Source organism: Rhodoplanes roseus (assembly GCF_003258865.1).
GTDB classification, from domain to species: Bacteria; Pseudomonadota; Alphaproteobacteria; order Rhizobiales; family Xanthobacteraceae; genus Rhodoplanes; species Rhodoplanes roseus.
Genome location: NZ_NPEX01000126.1, coordinates 1 through 16,777, shown reverse-complemented (window position 1 = coordinate 16,777; position 16,777 = coordinate 1). Strand labels below are relative to the sequence as shown.

The 16,777-nt window shown below is 69.0% G+C and carries 13 protein-coding genes; 8 read left to right on the top strand and 5 right to left on the bottom strand.

Annotated features, from left to right (window positions below):
- Nucleotides 1–73: 73 nt before the first annotated feature.
- Complete coding sequence (locus CH341_RS17790) at nucleotides 74–1,198, top strand: zinc-dependent alcohol dehydrogenase (RefSeq protein ID WP_245431119.1); 1,125 nt, start codon at nucleotides 74–76, stop codon at nucleotides 1,196–1,198.
- Between the two features lie 237 nt (nucleotides 1,199–1,435).
- On the opposite strand, the gene CH341_RS17785 is transcribed toward CH341_RS17790, so the two are convergent.
- From CH341_RS17785 to CH341_RS17770, 4 genes are all read right to left on the bottom strand, one after another.
- Nucleotides 1,436–2,446, bottom strand: coding sequence for a Gfo/Idh/MocA family protein (locus CH341_RS17785; RefSeq protein WP_111420338.1), 1,011 nt, complete (start codon nucleotides 2,444–2,446; stop codon nucleotides 1,436–1,438).
- Between the two features lie 172 nt (nucleotides 2,447–2,618).
- Nucleotides 2,619–3,071, bottom strand: coding sequence for a GlcG/HbpS family heme-binding protein (locus CH341_RS17780; protein ID WP_170149681.1), 453 nt, complete (start codon nucleotides 3,069–3,071; stop codon nucleotides 2,619–2,621).
- 228 nt (nucleotides 3,072–3,299) lie between these two features.
- Nucleotides 3,300–6,143 (bottom strand): sulfide/dihydroorotate dehydrogenase-like FAD/NAD-binding protein, encoded by a 2,844-nt coding sequence (locus CH341_RS17775; protein WP_111420336.1) that lies wholly within the window; start codon nucleotides 6,141–6,143, stop codon nucleotides 3,300–3,302.
- Nucleotides 6,140–11,110, bottom strand: coding sequence for a 2-oxoacid:acceptor oxidoreductase family protein (locus tag CH341_RS17770; protein WP_111420335.1), 4,971 nt, complete (start codon nucleotides 11,108–11,110; stop codon nucleotides 6,140–6,142). The genes CH341_RS17775 and CH341_RS17770 overlap by 4 nt, the downstream gene beginning before the upstream one ends.
- A 788-nt stretch (nucleotides 11,111–11,898) precedes the next feature.
- On the opposite strand from CH341_RS17770, the gene CH341_RS17765 reads away from it, so the two are divergent.
- From CH341_RS17765 to CH341_RS17755, 6 genes are all read left to right on the top strand, one after another.
- The gene (locus CH341_RS17765; protein ID WP_111420339.1) at nucleotides 11,899–12,849 is read left to right on the top strand and encodes a LysR family transcriptional regulator; all 951 of its coding nucleotides are present in this window, start codon (nucleotides 11,899–11,901) and stop codon (nucleotides 12,847–12,849) included.
- A gap of 157 nt (nucleotides 12,850–13,006) precedes the next feature.
- Complete coding sequence (locus CH341_RS17760) at nucleotides 13,007–13,330, top strand: hypothetical protein (protein ID WP_111420334.1); 324 nt, start codon at nucleotides 13,007–13,009, stop codon at nucleotides 13,328–13,330.
- A gap of 231 nt (nucleotides 13,331–13,561) precedes the next feature.
- Nucleotides 13,562–13,729, top strand: a complete 168-nt coding sequence (locus tag CH341_RS34300; protein ID WP_170149680.1) for a hypothetical protein — start codon at nucleotides 13,562–13,564, stop codon at nucleotides 13,727–13,729.
- Between the two features lie 154 nt (nucleotides 13,730–13,883).
- Nucleotides 13,884–14,042, top strand: a complete 159-nt coding sequence (locus CH341_RS34295; protein WP_170149679.1) for a hypothetical protein — start codon at nucleotides 13,884–13,886, stop codon at nucleotides 14,040–14,042.
- A gap of 53 nt (nucleotides 14,043–14,095) precedes the next feature.
- Nucleotides 14,096–14,254, top strand: coding sequence for a hypothetical protein (locus CH341_RS34290; RefSeq protein ID WP_170149678.1), 159 nt, complete (start codon nucleotides 14,096–14,098; stop codon nucleotides 14,252–14,254).
- A 244-nt stretch (nucleotides 14,255–14,498) separates the two neighbouring features.
- Complete coding sequence (locus CH341_RS17755) at nucleotides 14,499–15,161, top strand: peroxiredoxin-like family protein (RefSeq protein WP_245431118.1); 663 nt, start codon at nucleotides 14,499–14,501, stop codon at nucleotides 15,159–15,161.
- A gap of 381 nt (nucleotides 15,162–15,542) precedes the next feature.
- On the opposite strand, the gene CH341_RS17750 is transcribed toward CH341_RS17755, so the two are convergent.
- Nucleotides 15,543–16,430, bottom strand: coding sequence for a LysR family transcriptional regulator (locus CH341_RS17750; protein ID WP_111420332.1), 888 nt, complete (start codon nucleotides 16,428–16,430; stop codon nucleotides 15,543–15,545).
- On the opposite strand from CH341_RS17750, the gene CH341_RS33745 reads away from it, so the two are divergent.
- The coding region (locus tag CH341_RS33745) for a hypothetical protein (protein ID WP_146604522.1) at nucleotides 16,419–16,777 on the top strand (359 nt) is incomplete at its 3' end. The genes CH341_RS17750 and CH341_RS33745 overlap by 12 nt on opposite strands.

The window sequence follows — 16,777 nt, the reverse complement described above, 5'->3', positions numbered from 1 at the left end:
GCGCGCTCCGCGCGCCCCGACCCTCCCCCTCCAGGGGAGGGTGAGACGAAGCGAGCTTCAGAGGACGATCACCGTGACGACCGCGCAAACGACCGCCTTCGCCGTTCCCGACACCATGAAAGCCTGGGTGCTGGACGATCCGGGACAGCTCCGCTTGACCGAGAAGCCGGTGCCGCAGCCGGGCCATTCCGAGGTGCTGATCCGCATCGACGCCATCGCGTTCTGCGCCGGCGACATCAGCATCATCACGCGCGGGCCGCCGGCCCTGATCGAGGGCGGCAAGCCGTTCAACAAGAACTTCACCCCGGGCCACGAGTACATGGGCACGGTCGTGAGACTCGGCGCCGGCGTCGACGAGTTCGCGATCGGCGACCGCGTCGTGGTCGAGGTGCATTACGGCTGCGGGCGCTGCGAGCGCTGCCGCGCCGGCATGTACACGGCCTGCCTCAACTACGGCATGAACTACGCGGGCCACGACAAGGGGCACCGCGCCAACGGCTTCACCACCGACGGCGGCTTCTGCGAGTACGCCGTCAATCACGTGAGCACGCTGGTGCACGTGCCCGAGGGTGTCGGCGACGAGGAGGCGACCCTGATCGTCACGGCCGGCACGGCCATGTACGCGCTCGACACGCTGGGCGGCCTGATCGCCGGCGAGAGCGTCGTAGTGCTGGGCCCGGGGGCCATCGGCCTGATGGTGACGGCGGTGGCGAAGGCGCTCGGGGCGGACCCGGTGATCCTCACCGGCACGCGCGACGCGCGGCTCGCGCTCGGCACGCGTATGGGGGCCGACCACGTGATCAACATCCGCAACGAGGATCCGCTCGCGGCGGTGAAGCGCATCACCGGCGGTCGCGGCGTCAACTACGTGGTGGAGGCGTCGGGCGATCCGGGCAGCCTCGATCTCGCCACCGAGATGCTCAAGCGCGGCGGCAAGGTGTGCCTGGTCGGCTTCCCGGAGAAGCCGGCCTCGGTCGACCTCGCCAAGCTGATCCGCCAGCACATCTCGGTCTTCGGCATCCGCGGCGAGGGCCGCAGCGCCACCCACCGCTGCGCCGCCCTGGTCGCGCAGAAGCGGCTAGAGCCGAAGCTGATCCACACCCACACGTTCCCGCTCGAGGACGTGCCGACCGCCTTCCGCTACGCCCGCGACCGCATCGAGGACGCCATCAAGGTGGTGGTGACGATGCGGAGGTGAAGGCGGCGCAGACCTTGGAGTTGGAAAGAGCCGCCCATCGGGGCGGCCCTTTCTTTCTGCTCTGGAACGGAGCAAGCGGCGGAGCACGATCTATCCCCTCATGGCGAGGAGCGCTCCAAAGGAGCGCGTCTCGAACCATGTGGCCCCTGCGCCCGGGGCCGCCCTCGCCCTTCGAGACGGCCGCTGCGCGGCCTCCTCAGGGAGTGGGCGGAGAGACGTCGACCCGGTCGTCGGCGCTCAATCCTTCTCCAGCATCTCCGCGACCTCGACGCGGCGGCCTTCGCGGGCCGAGACGGTGCCGGCGCGGACCACGGCGAGCGACCGGTAGCCGTGCACGCCGTCGGTCTCCGGCTTGCCGTTGCCGCGGATCACGGCGGCGAACTCCTCCAGCTCGTCCCGGATGGCGTCGTTCTTCTCGAACGGGATCGGCGTGATCACGTCGGAGTGCCGCTTCTGCAGGCGCAGGCCGCCGTGCAGGTCGTAATAGGCGGTCGCCTCCTTGCCGTAGATGTTCATCAGGTAGTACTCGCCGGCCGAGGCGTAGGAGGCGTTGACCGTGGATAGCGCGCCGTTCTCGTGCTCCAGGATCATCGAGGCGACGTCCGGGTTGTCGCCCGGCAGGACGAGCTGCGAGGCGCGGCCGTTCACCGCGATCACCGGCCCCATCAGGTAGCTCAGCACGTCGATGTAGTGGATGCCGATCTGCAGCATCACGCCGCCCGGCATGCCCTCCGCCGTGTGGCGCCAGTGGTGCGCGTCGAACTTGCCGAGCCGGTCGCGGCTGATGTTGGACTCGGCATTCACCAGCTTGCCGAACACGCCGGCGTCGATCTGCTGCTTGATCCAGCGGAACTGGTTCTCGCGGCGGCGCTGGTAGCCGAGCTGCAGGATGATGCCGTGCTTCTGCGCCACCGCGGCGATGGCGCGGCCGGTCGTCACCGTGTTGGCGATCGGCTTGTCGAGGAAGACGTGCTTGCCGGCGGCCGCCGCCTGCGCCGTGGTCTCCAGATGCACGTTGTTGGGAGTCGTGTTGATGATGCCCTCGACGCGCGGATCGGCCAGCATCTCCTCGTAGCTCGCCACCGCCTTGCCGCCGTACTTCTTGGCGAAGGCGTCGCGCTTCTCGGCCGTGCGCGTGTAGCAGCTCACGATCTCGATCTTGTCCGAGCGCGCGATGGCGTCGGCCAGCACGTCGGACCACCAGCCCATGCCGATGCAGCCGACGCGTACGGGTGTGGTGTTGCTCATGATGATCGACCCGTTGTGTTGGGGGAGTGAGAGAGGATTCGATGGCTCGGATCGGCGGTCATTCCGGGACGGCGCGCAGCGCCGGACCCGGAATCCAGCCGCGGGCTCGGGCGCTTGTCGCTGGATTCCGGGTTCGCGCCTGCGGCGCGCCCCGGAATGACGGAATCACCGATCACTTCCCGTCGATGGAGATGCTGGCGCCGATCGCCTTCACGGCCTCCTCGGCGATCTTCGCGTCCATGTCCCAGCTGCCGCCGGAGACGCCGACGCCGCCGACGCATTCGCCGTCGACGATGATCGGGCAGCCGCCCTCCATGGCGGTCCAGTTCTCCGGGCCGGCGGCGAGCGCCAGGCCGAGCGCGTGGGCGACGTCGAGCGGCTGCGCGACGGCGCCCTTCGAGGTCGTCGGCCGCTTGTTGGAGGCGCAGCACTTCGCCTTGGTGGTGGACGAGTGCACGAGGTGGAAGCGCGCCGTGTCCATGCGCTCCAGCAGCAGCAGGTTGCCGCCGCCGTCGACGATCGCCACCGCCACCTGGATGCCCGCCTCGCGGGCCTTGGCCATGGCGGTCTCCAGGATCTTGCGGGCGCCTTCGTTGGTGAGGCGCTTCGAGGTTGCCGTGTACATGGGCTGGTGTTCGCCGGGTTCGTTGCGGGAGACCATTGTCGACCGGCTCCTCGACCCGGAGCAATAGGACCGGGCCGCAACGCACCTCCGCACGCATAACTCCGGGCGTTCCGAATGCAAAAGGAGCAGGGCTCGCGCCCTGCTCCTCCGCCGTCTTGATCCGTCTGCGTCGATCCGTCTCGCCGAGAGGTTCGTTTTGCAGCGCAAAACGAACCCGGCATACAAAGCTCAGGCGAGCCCGTGCGCCACCTTGCTGCGCTGCTCCTGGGCCTTGAAGGTGTTGAACCGGGGCAGGAACTTGTCCCAGTCGATCAGATGCGCGTCGAGCTCCGGACCGTCGATGCAGGCGTGCTTTCGCACCATCTTGCCCTCGACCGTGATCGGCACCATGCAGGCGCCGCACATGCCGGTGGCGTCCACCATGATCGAGTTGAGGCTCGCCACCGTCTTGACGCCGTAGGGCTTGGTGAGGTCGGAGACCACCCGCATCATGATCGGCGGTCCGATGGTGATCACCTCGGCGATCTTGCGGCCCTTCGACGTCTTGTCGTTCTTCAGCATCTCCTCGAGCGGCGTGGTGACGAAGCCCTTGATGCCGTAGGTGCCGTCGTTGGTCGCGTAGATCAGGTCGAGCTGGTCGCCGTACTTGGCCTTCAGCTTGCCCATGCGCTCGTCGTCGCCGGTCCAGAACAGGAACTCCTTGGACCGGAAGCCGGCGATCAGCGTGACGTGGTTGCCCAGCTCCAGATGCGCCCGGGCGATCGGGTAGACGGGCGGCAGGCCGACGCCGCCGGCCGTGAACACCACGGTCTGGTCGGGGCCGTAGTGGTGCAGCTCGCTGGCGCGGCCGAGCGGCCCGGCGATGCCGGCGAAGGCGTCGCCGATCGTCATCTTGTTCATCATGAGCGTCGAGGTGCCCATGCCCTGGATGACCAGGTCGATGGTGCCGGCCTCGGCGTCCCAGTCGGCGAGCGTCAGCGGGATCAGCTCGCCGTCGTCCCAGCCGAGCACGCGGACGAACTGCCCGGCCTTGGCGGAGCGCGCCACCATCGGGGCCCGCACCTTGAACTCGACGATGCCACCGGCGAGCGGGATCTTCTCGACGATGGTCTGCTTGACCTGGCCGAGCTCGGTGTAGCGCGCCGCCTTGGCGACCTTGTCGGCGATCTCGGCCGGCGTGAACGGGATGTCGCCGACGATCTCGCGGGCCGCCGCCTGGCCGTCGCCGGCCGCCCGGATGGCCGTGGAGCCGCCGCGGGCCGCGTCGCCGCCGGTATAGACGTCCGGGATCGAGGTCTTCTGGGTGCCGTCGCCGACCTCGATCGTGCCCCATTTGGAGGTCTTCAGGCCGGGCTCGGCCTCGGTCATGATCGGGTTGGCGGTGTTGCCGAGCGCCATGATCACCAGATCGACCGGCACGCGCTCGGTCTCGCCGGTGGGCACGGGCGCGCGGCGGCCCGACTTGTCGGGCGGGCCGAGCTCGTTGACGGCCAGTACGGCGTGGCTGACGAAGTGCGTCTTCTCGTCGCCGATGAACTCGGTCGGTCCACGCAGCACCTTGAGATTGATGCCCTCCTCGAGGGCGTGGTGCAGCTCCTCGACGCGCGCCGGCATCTCCTTCTTGGTGCGGCGATAGACGATCGTCACGTTGCCGCCGAGCCGACGCGCCGTGCGGGCCGCGTCCATGGCGGTGTTGCCGCCGCCGATGACGAAGACCTGCTTGTCCCTGATCTCGGGCAGCGGCGTCTCGTACTTGTCGTCCAGCGCCCGCATCAGATTGACGCGGGTGAGGAACTCGTTGGCCGACATGACGCCGAGGAAGTGCTCGCCCGGCACGTTCATGAAGGTCGGCAGGCCGGCGCCGGTGCCGACGAAGATCTTCCAGAAGCCGGCGGCTTTCAGATCGTCGAGCGTCGCCGTCTTGCCGACCACGAAGTTCTTCACGAAGCGGCCACCCAGGAGCGTGATCTTCTCGACGACGTCGTCGATCAGCACGTTGGGCAGGCGGAACTCCGGGATGCCGTAGCGCAGCACGCCGCCGAGGTCGTGGAACGCCTCGAACACCGTGACGGGGAAGCCCTCGGCCGCCAGCAGATAGGCGTTGATCAGGCCGGACGGGCCGGACCCGACCACCGCGATCGGCGGCTTCTCGGCGCGCGCCCACGGGCTGATCACGCCGGCGAAGCGCTCGGCCGGCTTGACGCCGACCAGCTTCTCGCGCTCGGGCAGGAACCATTCGAGCTGGCCGATCTCGATCGGCCGCCGCGTCTGCTTGCAGACGCCCTGGCACTGCAGCTCCTGCGGACACACGCGGCCCGTCACGTTGGGCAGCGGGTTGCAGCTCTCGATCAGCTCCATGGCCTGGCGGAACTTGCCCTGGCCCAGCATCTCCAGCATCTCGGGGATGTGGATCTTCACCGGGCAGCCGCCCTTCGGCTCCTTCTTGCCGTGGATCAGCACGCCGATCTCGCACGGCTTGTCGGTGCACTGCTTGTCGCGCAGCACCTCCAGCCACACGAACATCTCGACCTCGCGCTCGGTGTAGCCGAGCGACATGTAGCCGAGATAGCCGGTGTTCACGAGCGCGAAGTCGTGGGTGCGCTCCTCCGGCGGCCGGATATAGGGCGGGATGTAGGCGTCGAACGGCCACTTGTTCGAGAGACCCTTGAACATCGGGTACTTGTCGGACAGGTGATCGTCGATGCCCTTGATGAACTTGCGCTTGAAGCGCATCGGCATCGTCCAGATGAAGCGTTGCAGCAGCACGCTCATCTCGTCGTTGCGCAGCAGCAGGTTCCAGAACGTCCGGGTGAAGGCGGGGCTGAGCTCCTCCTGCTGGAACTCCCAGGCGATCGCCTGGACGCCGTCGGCCACGAAGGTGCTGCGCAGCGACTTCGGATCGCCGAGCAGGCGCCGCTTCAACAGCTCGAGCTGCTTCTGGAACAGCTCGACGGCGTCGGTCGACTCCAGCTCCTCGAGCTGGGTGCGCGTCTGCTCCAGGGCCTGGGTGGTCTGGGCGTAGCGCAGGAGCTGCTCTTGCGGCGTCGTCGACTGGGGATTGGCGGGGCTCATCGCACGATCTCCGCGTCGCAGCCGGCCGCCGCCTTGGCGATCCGGGCCTTGAGGTCCGGCGTGACCTGCACCCGTTCCAGGGCGCCCGGGATGGTGTGGGCGACCTCCTTGGGCACGCCGTCGACCATGATCCGGGTCCGTTCGAACAGCTCGGGGACCTGCTGGTAGCAGGTCTTGCAGTTGGTGCAGGCGGCGATGTCCTCGTCGCGGATGTAGGGCACCGCGGCGCCGTTGGTCTTGGCGGCCGCCGGAGCGGCTGCCTCGGCGACCGGGGCGCCGCCGAACGGCGCCAGCGCACCGGCGAGGCCGGCGGGCGGGGCGTTGGACGAGGCGGCGAGCTCGCTCATCGCGCGGGCGATGGTGTCGAGGGTCGACTCCTGCGTCTTCACGGCCTCGTCGTAGCGCTGCTTGAGGGCCTGCAGCTCGACGTGATGGTCGGCGTCCAGCTTCTCGATCTGCCGGCCGGCCAGGTACTGCAGGGTCCGCCAGTATTTGCGCCGCTCCTCCACCAGGTGGATGATGGCGTCGGACACCTCGAGCTTGACCAGCGCCTTGTTCGCGTCGGTCGACCAGACATAGGCGGTCTTGCCGGCGCGCTCGGTGACCGGCAGCGCGACGTAGTCCTCCACCGGGAGCGCGTCGGTATCGGCCGAGAGCTTGCGGAACTGCTTCTTGAAGCGGGTCTCCTCCTGGGCGAAGTAGGCCGGAGTGAGCGCCACGTCCATCAGCTTGGTGACGCCGTTCTCGACGTATTCGAGCGTGGTCGTCGTCCAGTCCTTGTCGAGATCCGGGTTGCCGTCGAGCGAGAACCAGCCCTTGCGGGTCGGGTTGGCGCCCGGGTCGTGCACGAACACCGGGTTCATGCGGCTCTCGACGGCGAGGCGGGCGCGGCGGCTGGCGGCGGCGTCGGCGATGCCGTGCTCGGCCTGGCACGGCGTGTAGACGTCGAGCACGGCCGGCGACGAGGTGTGGTTCAGGTACTTGGTGACGTTCTGCAGGAAGTGCTGCTGCAGCGCCGTCGAGGTCTGCACCACGAAGACGTTCGGGTGGAACGCGGCGATCAGGCCGAGCTCCTTGCGGTCCTCCTGCTTGCCCTTGTGGGCCGAGCCGAAGCGCGAGAGGTCCGAATCCTGACCGGTGAGGCTGGCCGTCGAGGCCTGGCCGCCGGTGTTGGAGTAGACGCCGGTGTTCAGCACGATGACCTTGACGGGCGTGTTGGTGGCCAGGAGCCGCGACAGCGCGCCGAAGCCGATGTCGTAGGTGGCGCCGTCACCGCCCATGCTGATCACGGTCGGGAGCAATGCCAGCTCCTCGGGCGTGAACTGCGGCCACGCGAAGGTGCGGAACAGCTTGTCGTGCATGCCCGGGTCGTAGGCGTCGTCGAGCTCCAGCCGGGCGATGCGCAGCGCCTTGACGTCGTCGACGGCCGAGGCCGTGACGCCCTCGAACAGGCCCTTGGCGACCGCCGGGGTGTCCTGGAACAGGCTGTTCACCCACGGGTCGTTGTAGGGATTGAACGGGAAGGTCGAGGCGTAGACGCTCGAGCAGCCGGTGGCGTTGGCGATCACGGCAGAGGCCGGACCGTTGCCGGTCGGGCCGCTCTCCAGGAGGTACAGCCGCTTCTCCAGCACTTTGAGCACGCCGGCGATGCGCTCGCGCCGCGCCGCGTCGTCCTGCACCAGCGGCAGCTTGGCCTGCAGCTCGCCGATCAGGCTTTCGAGCTCGCGCAGGTGCTCCTTGCGGCGCTTGGTCTGGATGGCGTTGTTGGTCGAGGTCACCAGGCGGATCGCCGTCACCTCGCCGCAGCCGCGGCAGGCGCCGTGGCCGCCCGTGGTCGCGTAGTAGTTGGTGCGGTCGAGCATCAGCCGCTTGGTGTCGCCGTCCGCCGCCAGCGCCGTGTCGGTGAACCGCGTCGGCGTGTTGGGCGTCTCGCTGAGGAACTCGAAGCGCGCCTGCAGCGATTCCAGCAGCGCGGCGTCCTGCTCGCGCGACTTGAGGGCGCCGGGACCGCAGACGTCGATGCATTCGAGGCAGCCCGAGCACTTCCACGGGTCGATCGCCACCGAGTAGAGGCCGCCGGTGCCGGGCTGCTCCTTCTCCATGGCGTCGAAGAACGGCCGCGTCCGCGCCACCGGGAAGTCGCCCAGCACCTCGGCCAGGCGGCCGAGATTGCGCTTGAGGGTCGGGTTGTCGATGTCGAGCGACGCCACCGCGCCGGCCACCACGTCGCCGAGCGGCTTCGACTCCTTGGTGGAGCGATACGCCTCGCGCACCGCGTCCGAGAGGGCGAAGACCCGCCCGCGCACCGCCTCGCGCTGCGCCTCGACGAGGTCGAGATGCTTGATGCCGGTGAGCAGCAGGTCGTGGATGTCGTGCACCGTGTTGGGGATCGCGGCGTCCGGGCACACCAGTGTGCATTCCATGCAGCCGGTGCACAGCGCCGGCTCGAACTCCGGCACGTCGCGGCGGAACAGGCCCTTGTCCTTCCAGGCGGCGGAGCCGGCCGGCATGAACATGCCGGTGCCGGGCAGCACCGGAGCCTCGGCGATGGTGCCGTCGCGGAACGGCGCGGCGATCATCTCGTCGTAGTAGTCGCGGTCGAAGATGCCTTCGCTCGGCACCGTGCCCTGGGCCCGGCACATGCCGGCCGAGATGGCGACGCTGCGGAGCTGCTGCACGCCGGCCTCGGTCTCGACCTCGGCGAACTCGGGCCGCGAGTAGTCGAGCGGCTGGGTGGCCTCCAGGCCCTCCTTGATCACCGCCATGTTGCCCTCGACGACGGCGGCGCCCTTGGAGCCGAACTTCTTCGAGAGCTGCTGCTGGACCTTCTTGAGGATGACGTCGATCGAGGCGTCGGCGACGATGCGGTCGACATGGCCGCAGACCGCGCCGATGAAGGCGATGCCCATCATGCGGGTCTCGAGCTCGGGCGTCGGCGCGTGGCGCTTGGCGACCGCGAAGCCGTCCATCACGAACATCTTGATCTTCTTGTCGCGGATCGTCTTGCGGGCGCGCTTGGGCAGCTCCTTCCACACCTCGAGCGGCGAGAGGTTCGACTGCAGCACGAAGGTGCCGCCCTCGACCAGGCCGCGCAGCGGGTTGGCGTGGCTGAACACCTTGTGGTCCGGCGAGACGACGATCTCGACGTCCTCGATCTCGGCGTTGGTGAGCTTAACCGTCTCCGGGCTCAGGGTGATGTAGTAGTTGGTCGGCGCGCCGCTCTTCTCGGAGCCGTATTTCGGCGAGGCCTTGGAGTGCAGGTCGAGCACGCCGGCCAGGATGTCGGTCAGCAGCTTGCCGGTGGCGATGGTGCCGTAGCCGCCGACCGAGTGGAAGCGCACCCGGAAGGCCGAGGGCGGCAGCAGGCTCGGGTTGGGCTCGGTCTCGAGCGCCATCAGCTCGGTCTCGGGATAGGCCGCCTTCAGGCGCTCCTGCAGGGCGGCGAGCCGCGGGCTCGGATCCTTGCTGAAGAACTGCGAGCCGAGATAGACGAACGGCGCGTTCGTCGTCTCCATGTTCTTGAACGCCGCGATCAGGTGGCGCGGCTGCAGGTCGTGGGCGCCGAGGCCGAAGATCGCGGTCGTCATCTTGGGCAGCCGGTCGATCGCCGGAATGCCGGGATGGCGCGGGCCGGCGGCGTTCTCGACGCCCTTGAACAGCGCCTGGGTGACGAAGGCGGTCAGCGCGGTGACGTCGGAGCGCTCCAGCACCGTGACGGCGGTCTTGCCCTTCAGGGCCTCGACCAGCTCGGCCTCCGGGAACGGCTGCAGCAGCTTGATCGACACGACGCCGACCTTCTTGCCCTTGCTGCGCAGATAGGCGACCACCGCCTCGACGTCGTCGGTGACCGAGCCGAGGCCGACCATCACCTGCTCGGCGTCGTCGCACATGTAGGTCATCACCGGCTTGTACTCGCGGCCGGTCAGCGCCGAGTACTCGGCCATCGCCTCGCGCACGAAGCGCGGCACGTCGCGGACGAAGTGGGTGCGGTGGTCGATCGAGCCGGCCTGGAAGTCGGGCTGGTTCTGCACGCCGCCGGTGAGACCGGGATTGTTGACGTCGACCAGCGCCGGCACGAGCTGGCGCGTGCCCTTCGGGAAGGCGTTGACCCACTGGCGCTTCCACGCGGCGCGCAGCTCCTCGGGCACCAGCGCGACCGTGTCGGCGACGAGGGCGCCGTCGTTGTCGGCCTCGACCTGCTCGGCCTCGGTGTCGAGCCAGGTGCGCAGCTTGGCGAGATCGGACGGCGCGAAGTCGTCCTGGTGCTTGGTGAGCCACTGGCCGAGCTGGAAGACGCGGCCCTTGGCGCCGAACAGGATCTCCTGCGCCACGGTCGGGCAGGGGATGCGGCCGGACGGATCGCCGAGGAACTCGCGGATCAGCTCCGGCTCCGGCATCAGCGACTCGCTCATCATGTGCGAGGTGGCGAAGCCGTCCATGGCGTTGGCGACCGGGATCAGCGAGGTCGCCGACACCTTGTAGGAGATGCAGGAGAGGTCGGCCGCCTCCTGCGGATTCGAGCCGAACAGGATCGTGTAGCCGGACTGCAGCAGCGCGTAGACGTCGTCGTGGCCGGCCATCACGTTGAGCGAGTGCTTCGACACCACGCGGGCGGCGACCTGCAGCACGAAGCCGCCGACCTTCTTGCCGACCGTCACGTAGTGGGACTCGAGCCCGTACAGGATGCCCTGGCTGGACGAGGCGTTGGAGACGAACTTGCCGCCGGTGAGCGCCGCGCCGAGCGCGCCGGACTGGGCCGAGTGCTCGCCCTCCGGCTCGAAGAAGAACGGATGCTTGCCCCAGACGTTGCAGCCGCCGGCGGACCGGAAGGCCTCGTAGATCTCGGAGATCTCGGTCGAGGGCGTGATCGGATAACCGATGACACCGCCGCAGACGTGGCCCATCACCTGGGCGACGGCGCCGTTTCCGTTGATGACTGTCGGAATGCCCGGAAATTTAGCGTTCATTTGCTGCGTCCGCTTTGGGTGTTCATCGCGCTGAGCACGCGTTCCGTCGCTCGCGTTCGGAGCCGGGGCGACCGTGGTCGCTCGAACCGTCGGAAAGCCTGACGTTCCGCCCCTGACTGTTATCCGGCCGACCCGCCGAGCCGTGCTCAGGCCTGTCGCCCACCTTGACTGGAAGTTTTCTACTCCGCGGGGGTGGGGGCCATCTCTGACTATTGTCAAAGGCTCCCGGCCGGGCGTCGTCCCGGGCGTGCCGAAACCCGCTGCTGCGCTGCAGAATCGGAATGTCCGGCGCGGCGTGGGCGACGATTGACACGGCCGGGCCCGCGGCCTCGCTGCGCCGCACGGCGCGACCCCCCAGGACGTAAAATACCTCTGCGCCATGAACTTTCGGCAGCGCCCGGCAGGGCGAAGGGCTTCCTCGACGGGTCCCGCACTGCGGGACATCCCGTTGCGCTGCACTGCGGGACGGGGGCTTTTCGTCCCGCGCCGGCCGCAAAGCGGCCATGTAAAATATCACGTGATCCCGCCACGACGGCGCGTGAGTGATATGTCGCGCCCGCCCCGGTCTGCTCCGGCGGCGGTCGAAAGCGCCCCGGCGCACGTCTTCGCCGGCCCGATTCGGGCCCCCCTCCGGCCGCCCGTCGGGCCGCTCCGGCGGGGGTGTCCGTTCACGGCAAATTTGGTTTGCCTGCAACGCCCCGGCGGTCATCAATGGCGTCCGAAATACCGCAGCCGGGATGGTGTCGCCCCGGCTCGCGGACGTCTGCGGACCGGCCGAGAGCGCCCCCATGGAAATGCACCAGATCCGCTATTTCCTCGCGCTCGCGGAGGTCCTGAACTTCACCCGCGCGGCGGACCTCTGCAACGTCTCCCAGCCGGCGCTGACCCGCGCCGTGAAGCTGCTGGAGGAGGAGTTCGGCGGCCCGCTGTTCCACCGCGAGCGCGCCAACACGCACCTGTCCGAACTCGGCCGCATGGTGCATCCGCATCTCAAGCAGGTCTACGACGAGGCCCATGCGGCCAAGCAGATCGCTCTCGACGCCGCCCGGCTCAAGAAGGCGCCGCTGCGGCTCGGCATCATGTGCACGATCGCGCCGAACCAGTTGGTCGAGCTGATCGGGGCCATCCGGATGCGGCATCCCGGGATCGAGCTCGAGATCAGCGACCGCAGCGCCCGCGTCCTCGACACCATGCTGCTCGAGGGCGATCTCGACGTCGCCGTCTACTGCCTGCCCGGCGGCGCGCCCGACGCTCGGCTGCACGTGATGCCGCTGTATCGCGAGCGGATGCTGATCGTGATTCCGCCCAACCATGCGCTCGCCCGCCGCAAGGCGATCCGGGTGCGCGATCTCGACGGAATGAGCTACATCAACCGCGCCAATTGCGAGTTCAACGGATATGCGGGCCAGTTCTTCCGGCAGCAGAGCGTCACCTGCCGCACCGTGTATTCGAGCGAGCGCGACGACTGGGTGCTGGCGATGATCCGCTCCGGGCTGGGCTTCGGCTTCATGCCGGAGCTCTCGGTGACCGACCCGGCCGTCATCGCGCGCCCGCTGATCGAGCCGGAATTCTCGCGGACCATCAATCTCTGCACGGTGCGGGGCCGCCCCTTCGCGCCGGCGGTCGGCGCCTTCGTGCGCGAGGCCATGCGCGTGAGATGGATGGGCGAGTCCGCGGTGGCGGTCGCCGAGATCGTCGCGGCGCACGGCAGCGAGGCGCCCGTCCCGGCGGGCGACTGACGGGGCGCGGCCCCCGGCGCCCGTCCGCGTCGATGCACGATCGTTATCGAAACGATCATCAGCGGGCATTTCAGCTCGGCTCCCGGCGTCGCGATAGTCGCCGCGGTCGCTCCGCCGGAGCGCCCGCAAGCAACCCACCTTCCCGCAGGAGAGTCACATGGTTCGATCCACGATCGCGATGCTGGCCGGCGTCGCGGCCCTCGCAATGGCCACGGGTGTCGTGTCGGCCCAGACGGCGCGCGGCATGACCGACCGCCAGGCCATCTACGTGTCGCCGAGCGGGGCCCACGACGTTCTCACGCCGAACGCCGCAGGCCACGCCATGATCATGAAGGAAGGCCGCGAGCTGCCCGCCGGCGCCATCGTCTATCGCAACGGCGGCAAGCTCTATGTGCTGGAGGACCGCAAGATGTCCGGCGGCGCCATGCTGTTCTCGTCGATGCAGGGCTGGTTCGACCAGGCCACCGGCTACATTCGCTGATCGAACGGCGGCCGCGCCGCTCCGGCGCGCGCCGCAACGAGGTCGGACGCCGTCGCCCGCCGGGCGGCGGCGTTCGCGCGTCGCGACCCCGCCGGCGAGCCGGGGCTGCGCACCATAGCCGCGCGCTATCGCCTCCATAGGCACTCGGCATTTCAAATTCGCCGGCTCGACCGCGATATTCGCATCACCGGCTCGGACACGAGCCACCGAGACAACCCGAAGGAGATGGTCATGACCCGCTCGAAGATCGCTCTGCTCGCCCTCGTCGCCGCCACGCTGGTGTCCGGCCCGTTCGCCGCCAATGCCGCCTCGTTCGGCGACCAGGGCAGCCACTACGTCGCGTCCGGCTCGGCGGTCGTCGAGACCGGCATCGACCAGGCCAAGGGCAACATCCGCTGAGGGTGACGCGCCCGGCCGACGCCGCGCTCGATAGCGTGGCGCTATCGACCCGATAGCAAGCCGGCATTTCAGTTTCGACCGACCACCCCCGATATTCGCTTCAACGGAACACGGACGCTCACCGAGCGCTCCGACGACTGCAAGGAGAACCCCCATGACCAGGATCGTCTTCGCTCTCGCCACCCTCGCCCTCGTGTCGGCCACCGGCGCCGCCACTGCCGCGCCGTTCGGCGACCGGGGCAGCCACTACGTCGCGTCCGGCTCGGCCGTCGTCGAGACCGGCATCGACCGGGCCAAGGGCAACATCGACTGACCCGCGCTGAATCGACCAGACCACACTCACCCCCGAACCGAAGGAACACCCCCATGACCAAGATCGTCTTCGCTCTCGCCACCCTCGCGCTCGTGTCGGCCACCGGCGCCGCCAATGCGGCACCGCTCGGCGACCAGGGCAGCCACTACGTCGCGTCCGGCTCGGCCGTCGTCGAGACCGGCACCGACCAGGCCAAGGGCAACATCCGCTGATGTCGTTTCGGGCGGCGGGACGCCTTCGGGCCGGCCCGCCGCCGGCCGCTCCGCAACTGCATCGGACCGGCGTCGATTGCACCGATCCGGAGACGTGTTATAGACCCGGCAAGGCCCTGCGCTGTCGACCGGATCGACGTGATCCGCGGTCGTAGCGGCGTCGGGCCGCCCTCTTGGACGAGGCCGCGCGATGTCCCCCACGGGGTCCGATACGGGTCGTTCCACGTTCGAACGGTGCCGGGAGATGGACGCGCCGCTGTGCGACCGTCTCGGCGCGCTCGACGAGGCCATCCGCGAAACAATGCCCGGGCTGCAGGAGGCGACCGATCGTCTGGTCGCCCGGCTGCGCGAGAGCGGCGTCGGCGCCGCGGCGCCGCAGGTCGGCGATTCGATGCCGGATTTCCTGCTTCCCGACCCGACCGGCAAGCTGGTCGATCTCGACGGCCTGCTCGCGGCCGGGCCGGTCGCGCTGGTGTTCCATCGCGGCCACTGGTGCTCCTACTGCCGCCTCAGCGTCGACGCGCTGGCGCAGGCGAACGATGCGGCCAAGGCCGCCGGCCTGCAGATCGTCGCGATCGTCCCCGACGTCCAGGAGTTCGCCGAGGCGTTCCAGGCGGACGCGCGGGGCGCCATTCCGGTGCTGTGCGACGTCGACAACGGATACGCGGCGAGCCTGAACTTGGTGGTGTGGATCGGCGACGAGCTGATGGCGCTCACCCGCCAGGCCGGCATCGACTTGCCGCGCTACCACGGTAACGACTCGTGGTCGCTGCCGATCCCGGCTGCCTTCATCGTCGGCCGCGACCGGCGCGTCCTGGCGCGCTTCGTCGACCCCGACTACCGCAAGCGCATGCCCATCGACGACATGCTGACCGCCGCCCGCCGCGCCTGCACCGAGACGCGCTGACCGGCGCGGCGCCGACGCTGTCCGGGCGAGAGTTCTGATCACGTCATCGCGGGTTCGAGCTCGAGGCGCTGAGACGAGATCGAAGGTGCAGCCCGTCGAGCGCCGTCGTGTGCGCAGGCGAGGGCTTTACACCATCCGTCATTCCGGGACGGCGCGCAGCGCCGGACCCGGAATCCAGCCAACAATGACGAGTTCCGCTGGATTCCGGGTTCGCGCCTTTGGCGCGCCCCGGAATGACGGATTATGCAAACCCCTCGCGCAGGCGGACGACCCCGTCTCCACCGAACGTTGGTGTTTCAGTCGAGACGCTGCGGCGGACCGGGTGCTCCGCCTCCGCTGAGCACGACGAGGAGAGGCTTCTCCCGTCTCTCGTCTGCCGGCTCACGCCAGCATGCGCTTCCAGTTGCAGGCGCGCAGCATCTTCATCGCGGCGGTGGCGGCCGGCGAGCGTTCGCGGCCGGCGACGCCGTAGAGATAGACGGTGCGCTCGAGCTCGAATCCGGCCAGCGCGGCGCGCGTCACGGCGGGCCCGGTGACGGCGCTCGCCGGCGCCACCGCGATGCCGAGATCCGCCTCCAGGAACTGCACGAGGTCGCGGTCGCTGTTGAGCTCGTGGGCGCGGTCGACGTCGATGTCGGCCTTGCGCAGCAGCTCGGCGATCTTGTCGGCCTGCTCGCAATAGGCCCGGGTCAGCAGCCGTTCCTGGCGCAACTCCTCGGCGTCGACGACGTCCTGATTGGCGAGCCGGTTCTCGGCGCTGAGCAGCAGCCGGAACGGCTCGGAGAACAGCGGCCAGCGATCGAAGCGATCCCAGCTCGTGTCCTCGGCGGCGATCAGGCCGAGCTCGGCGCGGCCCTCCTTGAGGATCCGCGCGACGTCGGCGGCGCTGCCGCGCAGGAGCTTCAGGTCGAGGCCGTGGAAGTGCCGGCCGAGCTCCTTGACGTGAGGAACCAGCAGGCCGCCGTCGATGCTGTCGGACAGCGCGATGCGCAGCGTGCCGGCCTCGCCCTTCTTCATCGACGAGGCGAGCGCGCGCGCCGCGCGGGCCGAATCGTCGCACTGCTGAAGGAACGGCATCATGCGCTGGCCGAGCTCGGTGAGCAGCGCCTGCGGCCGCTCGCGCCGGAACAGGTCGCCGCCGAACTCCGCCTCGAGCTGCTGGATGGCGCGCGTCAGCGAGGGCTGCGACACGTTGCACTCGCTCGCCGCCTGCGTGAAATTGCGCGTCCTGGCGAGAGCCAGGAAATAGCGCACCTGATGCATTTCCATTCGCGCACCCGAACGACGACCGGTTCAAGCGCCGGCGCTTCTCTTGGGAGTCTCTTGGGACCGCCCGCGGCCGAGACGGTCGCGACGCCATCGACTTCTAGGAATTGCCCCCGCGAGGTCAAGCGGGAACTCGCGCGGCGCGACGTGCCCGCCGCCATAGCATGCCGCTATCGACCCGATAGCCACTCGGCATTTCAAATCCCGCCGCCCGATCGCGATATTCGGATCACCGGCGCCGCTGCGGCGCCCATCAGACAACCGAAGGAGATCGTCATGACCCGCTCGAAGATCGCTCTGCTCGCCCTCGTCGCCGCCACGCTGGTGTCCGGCCCGTTCGCCGCCAATGC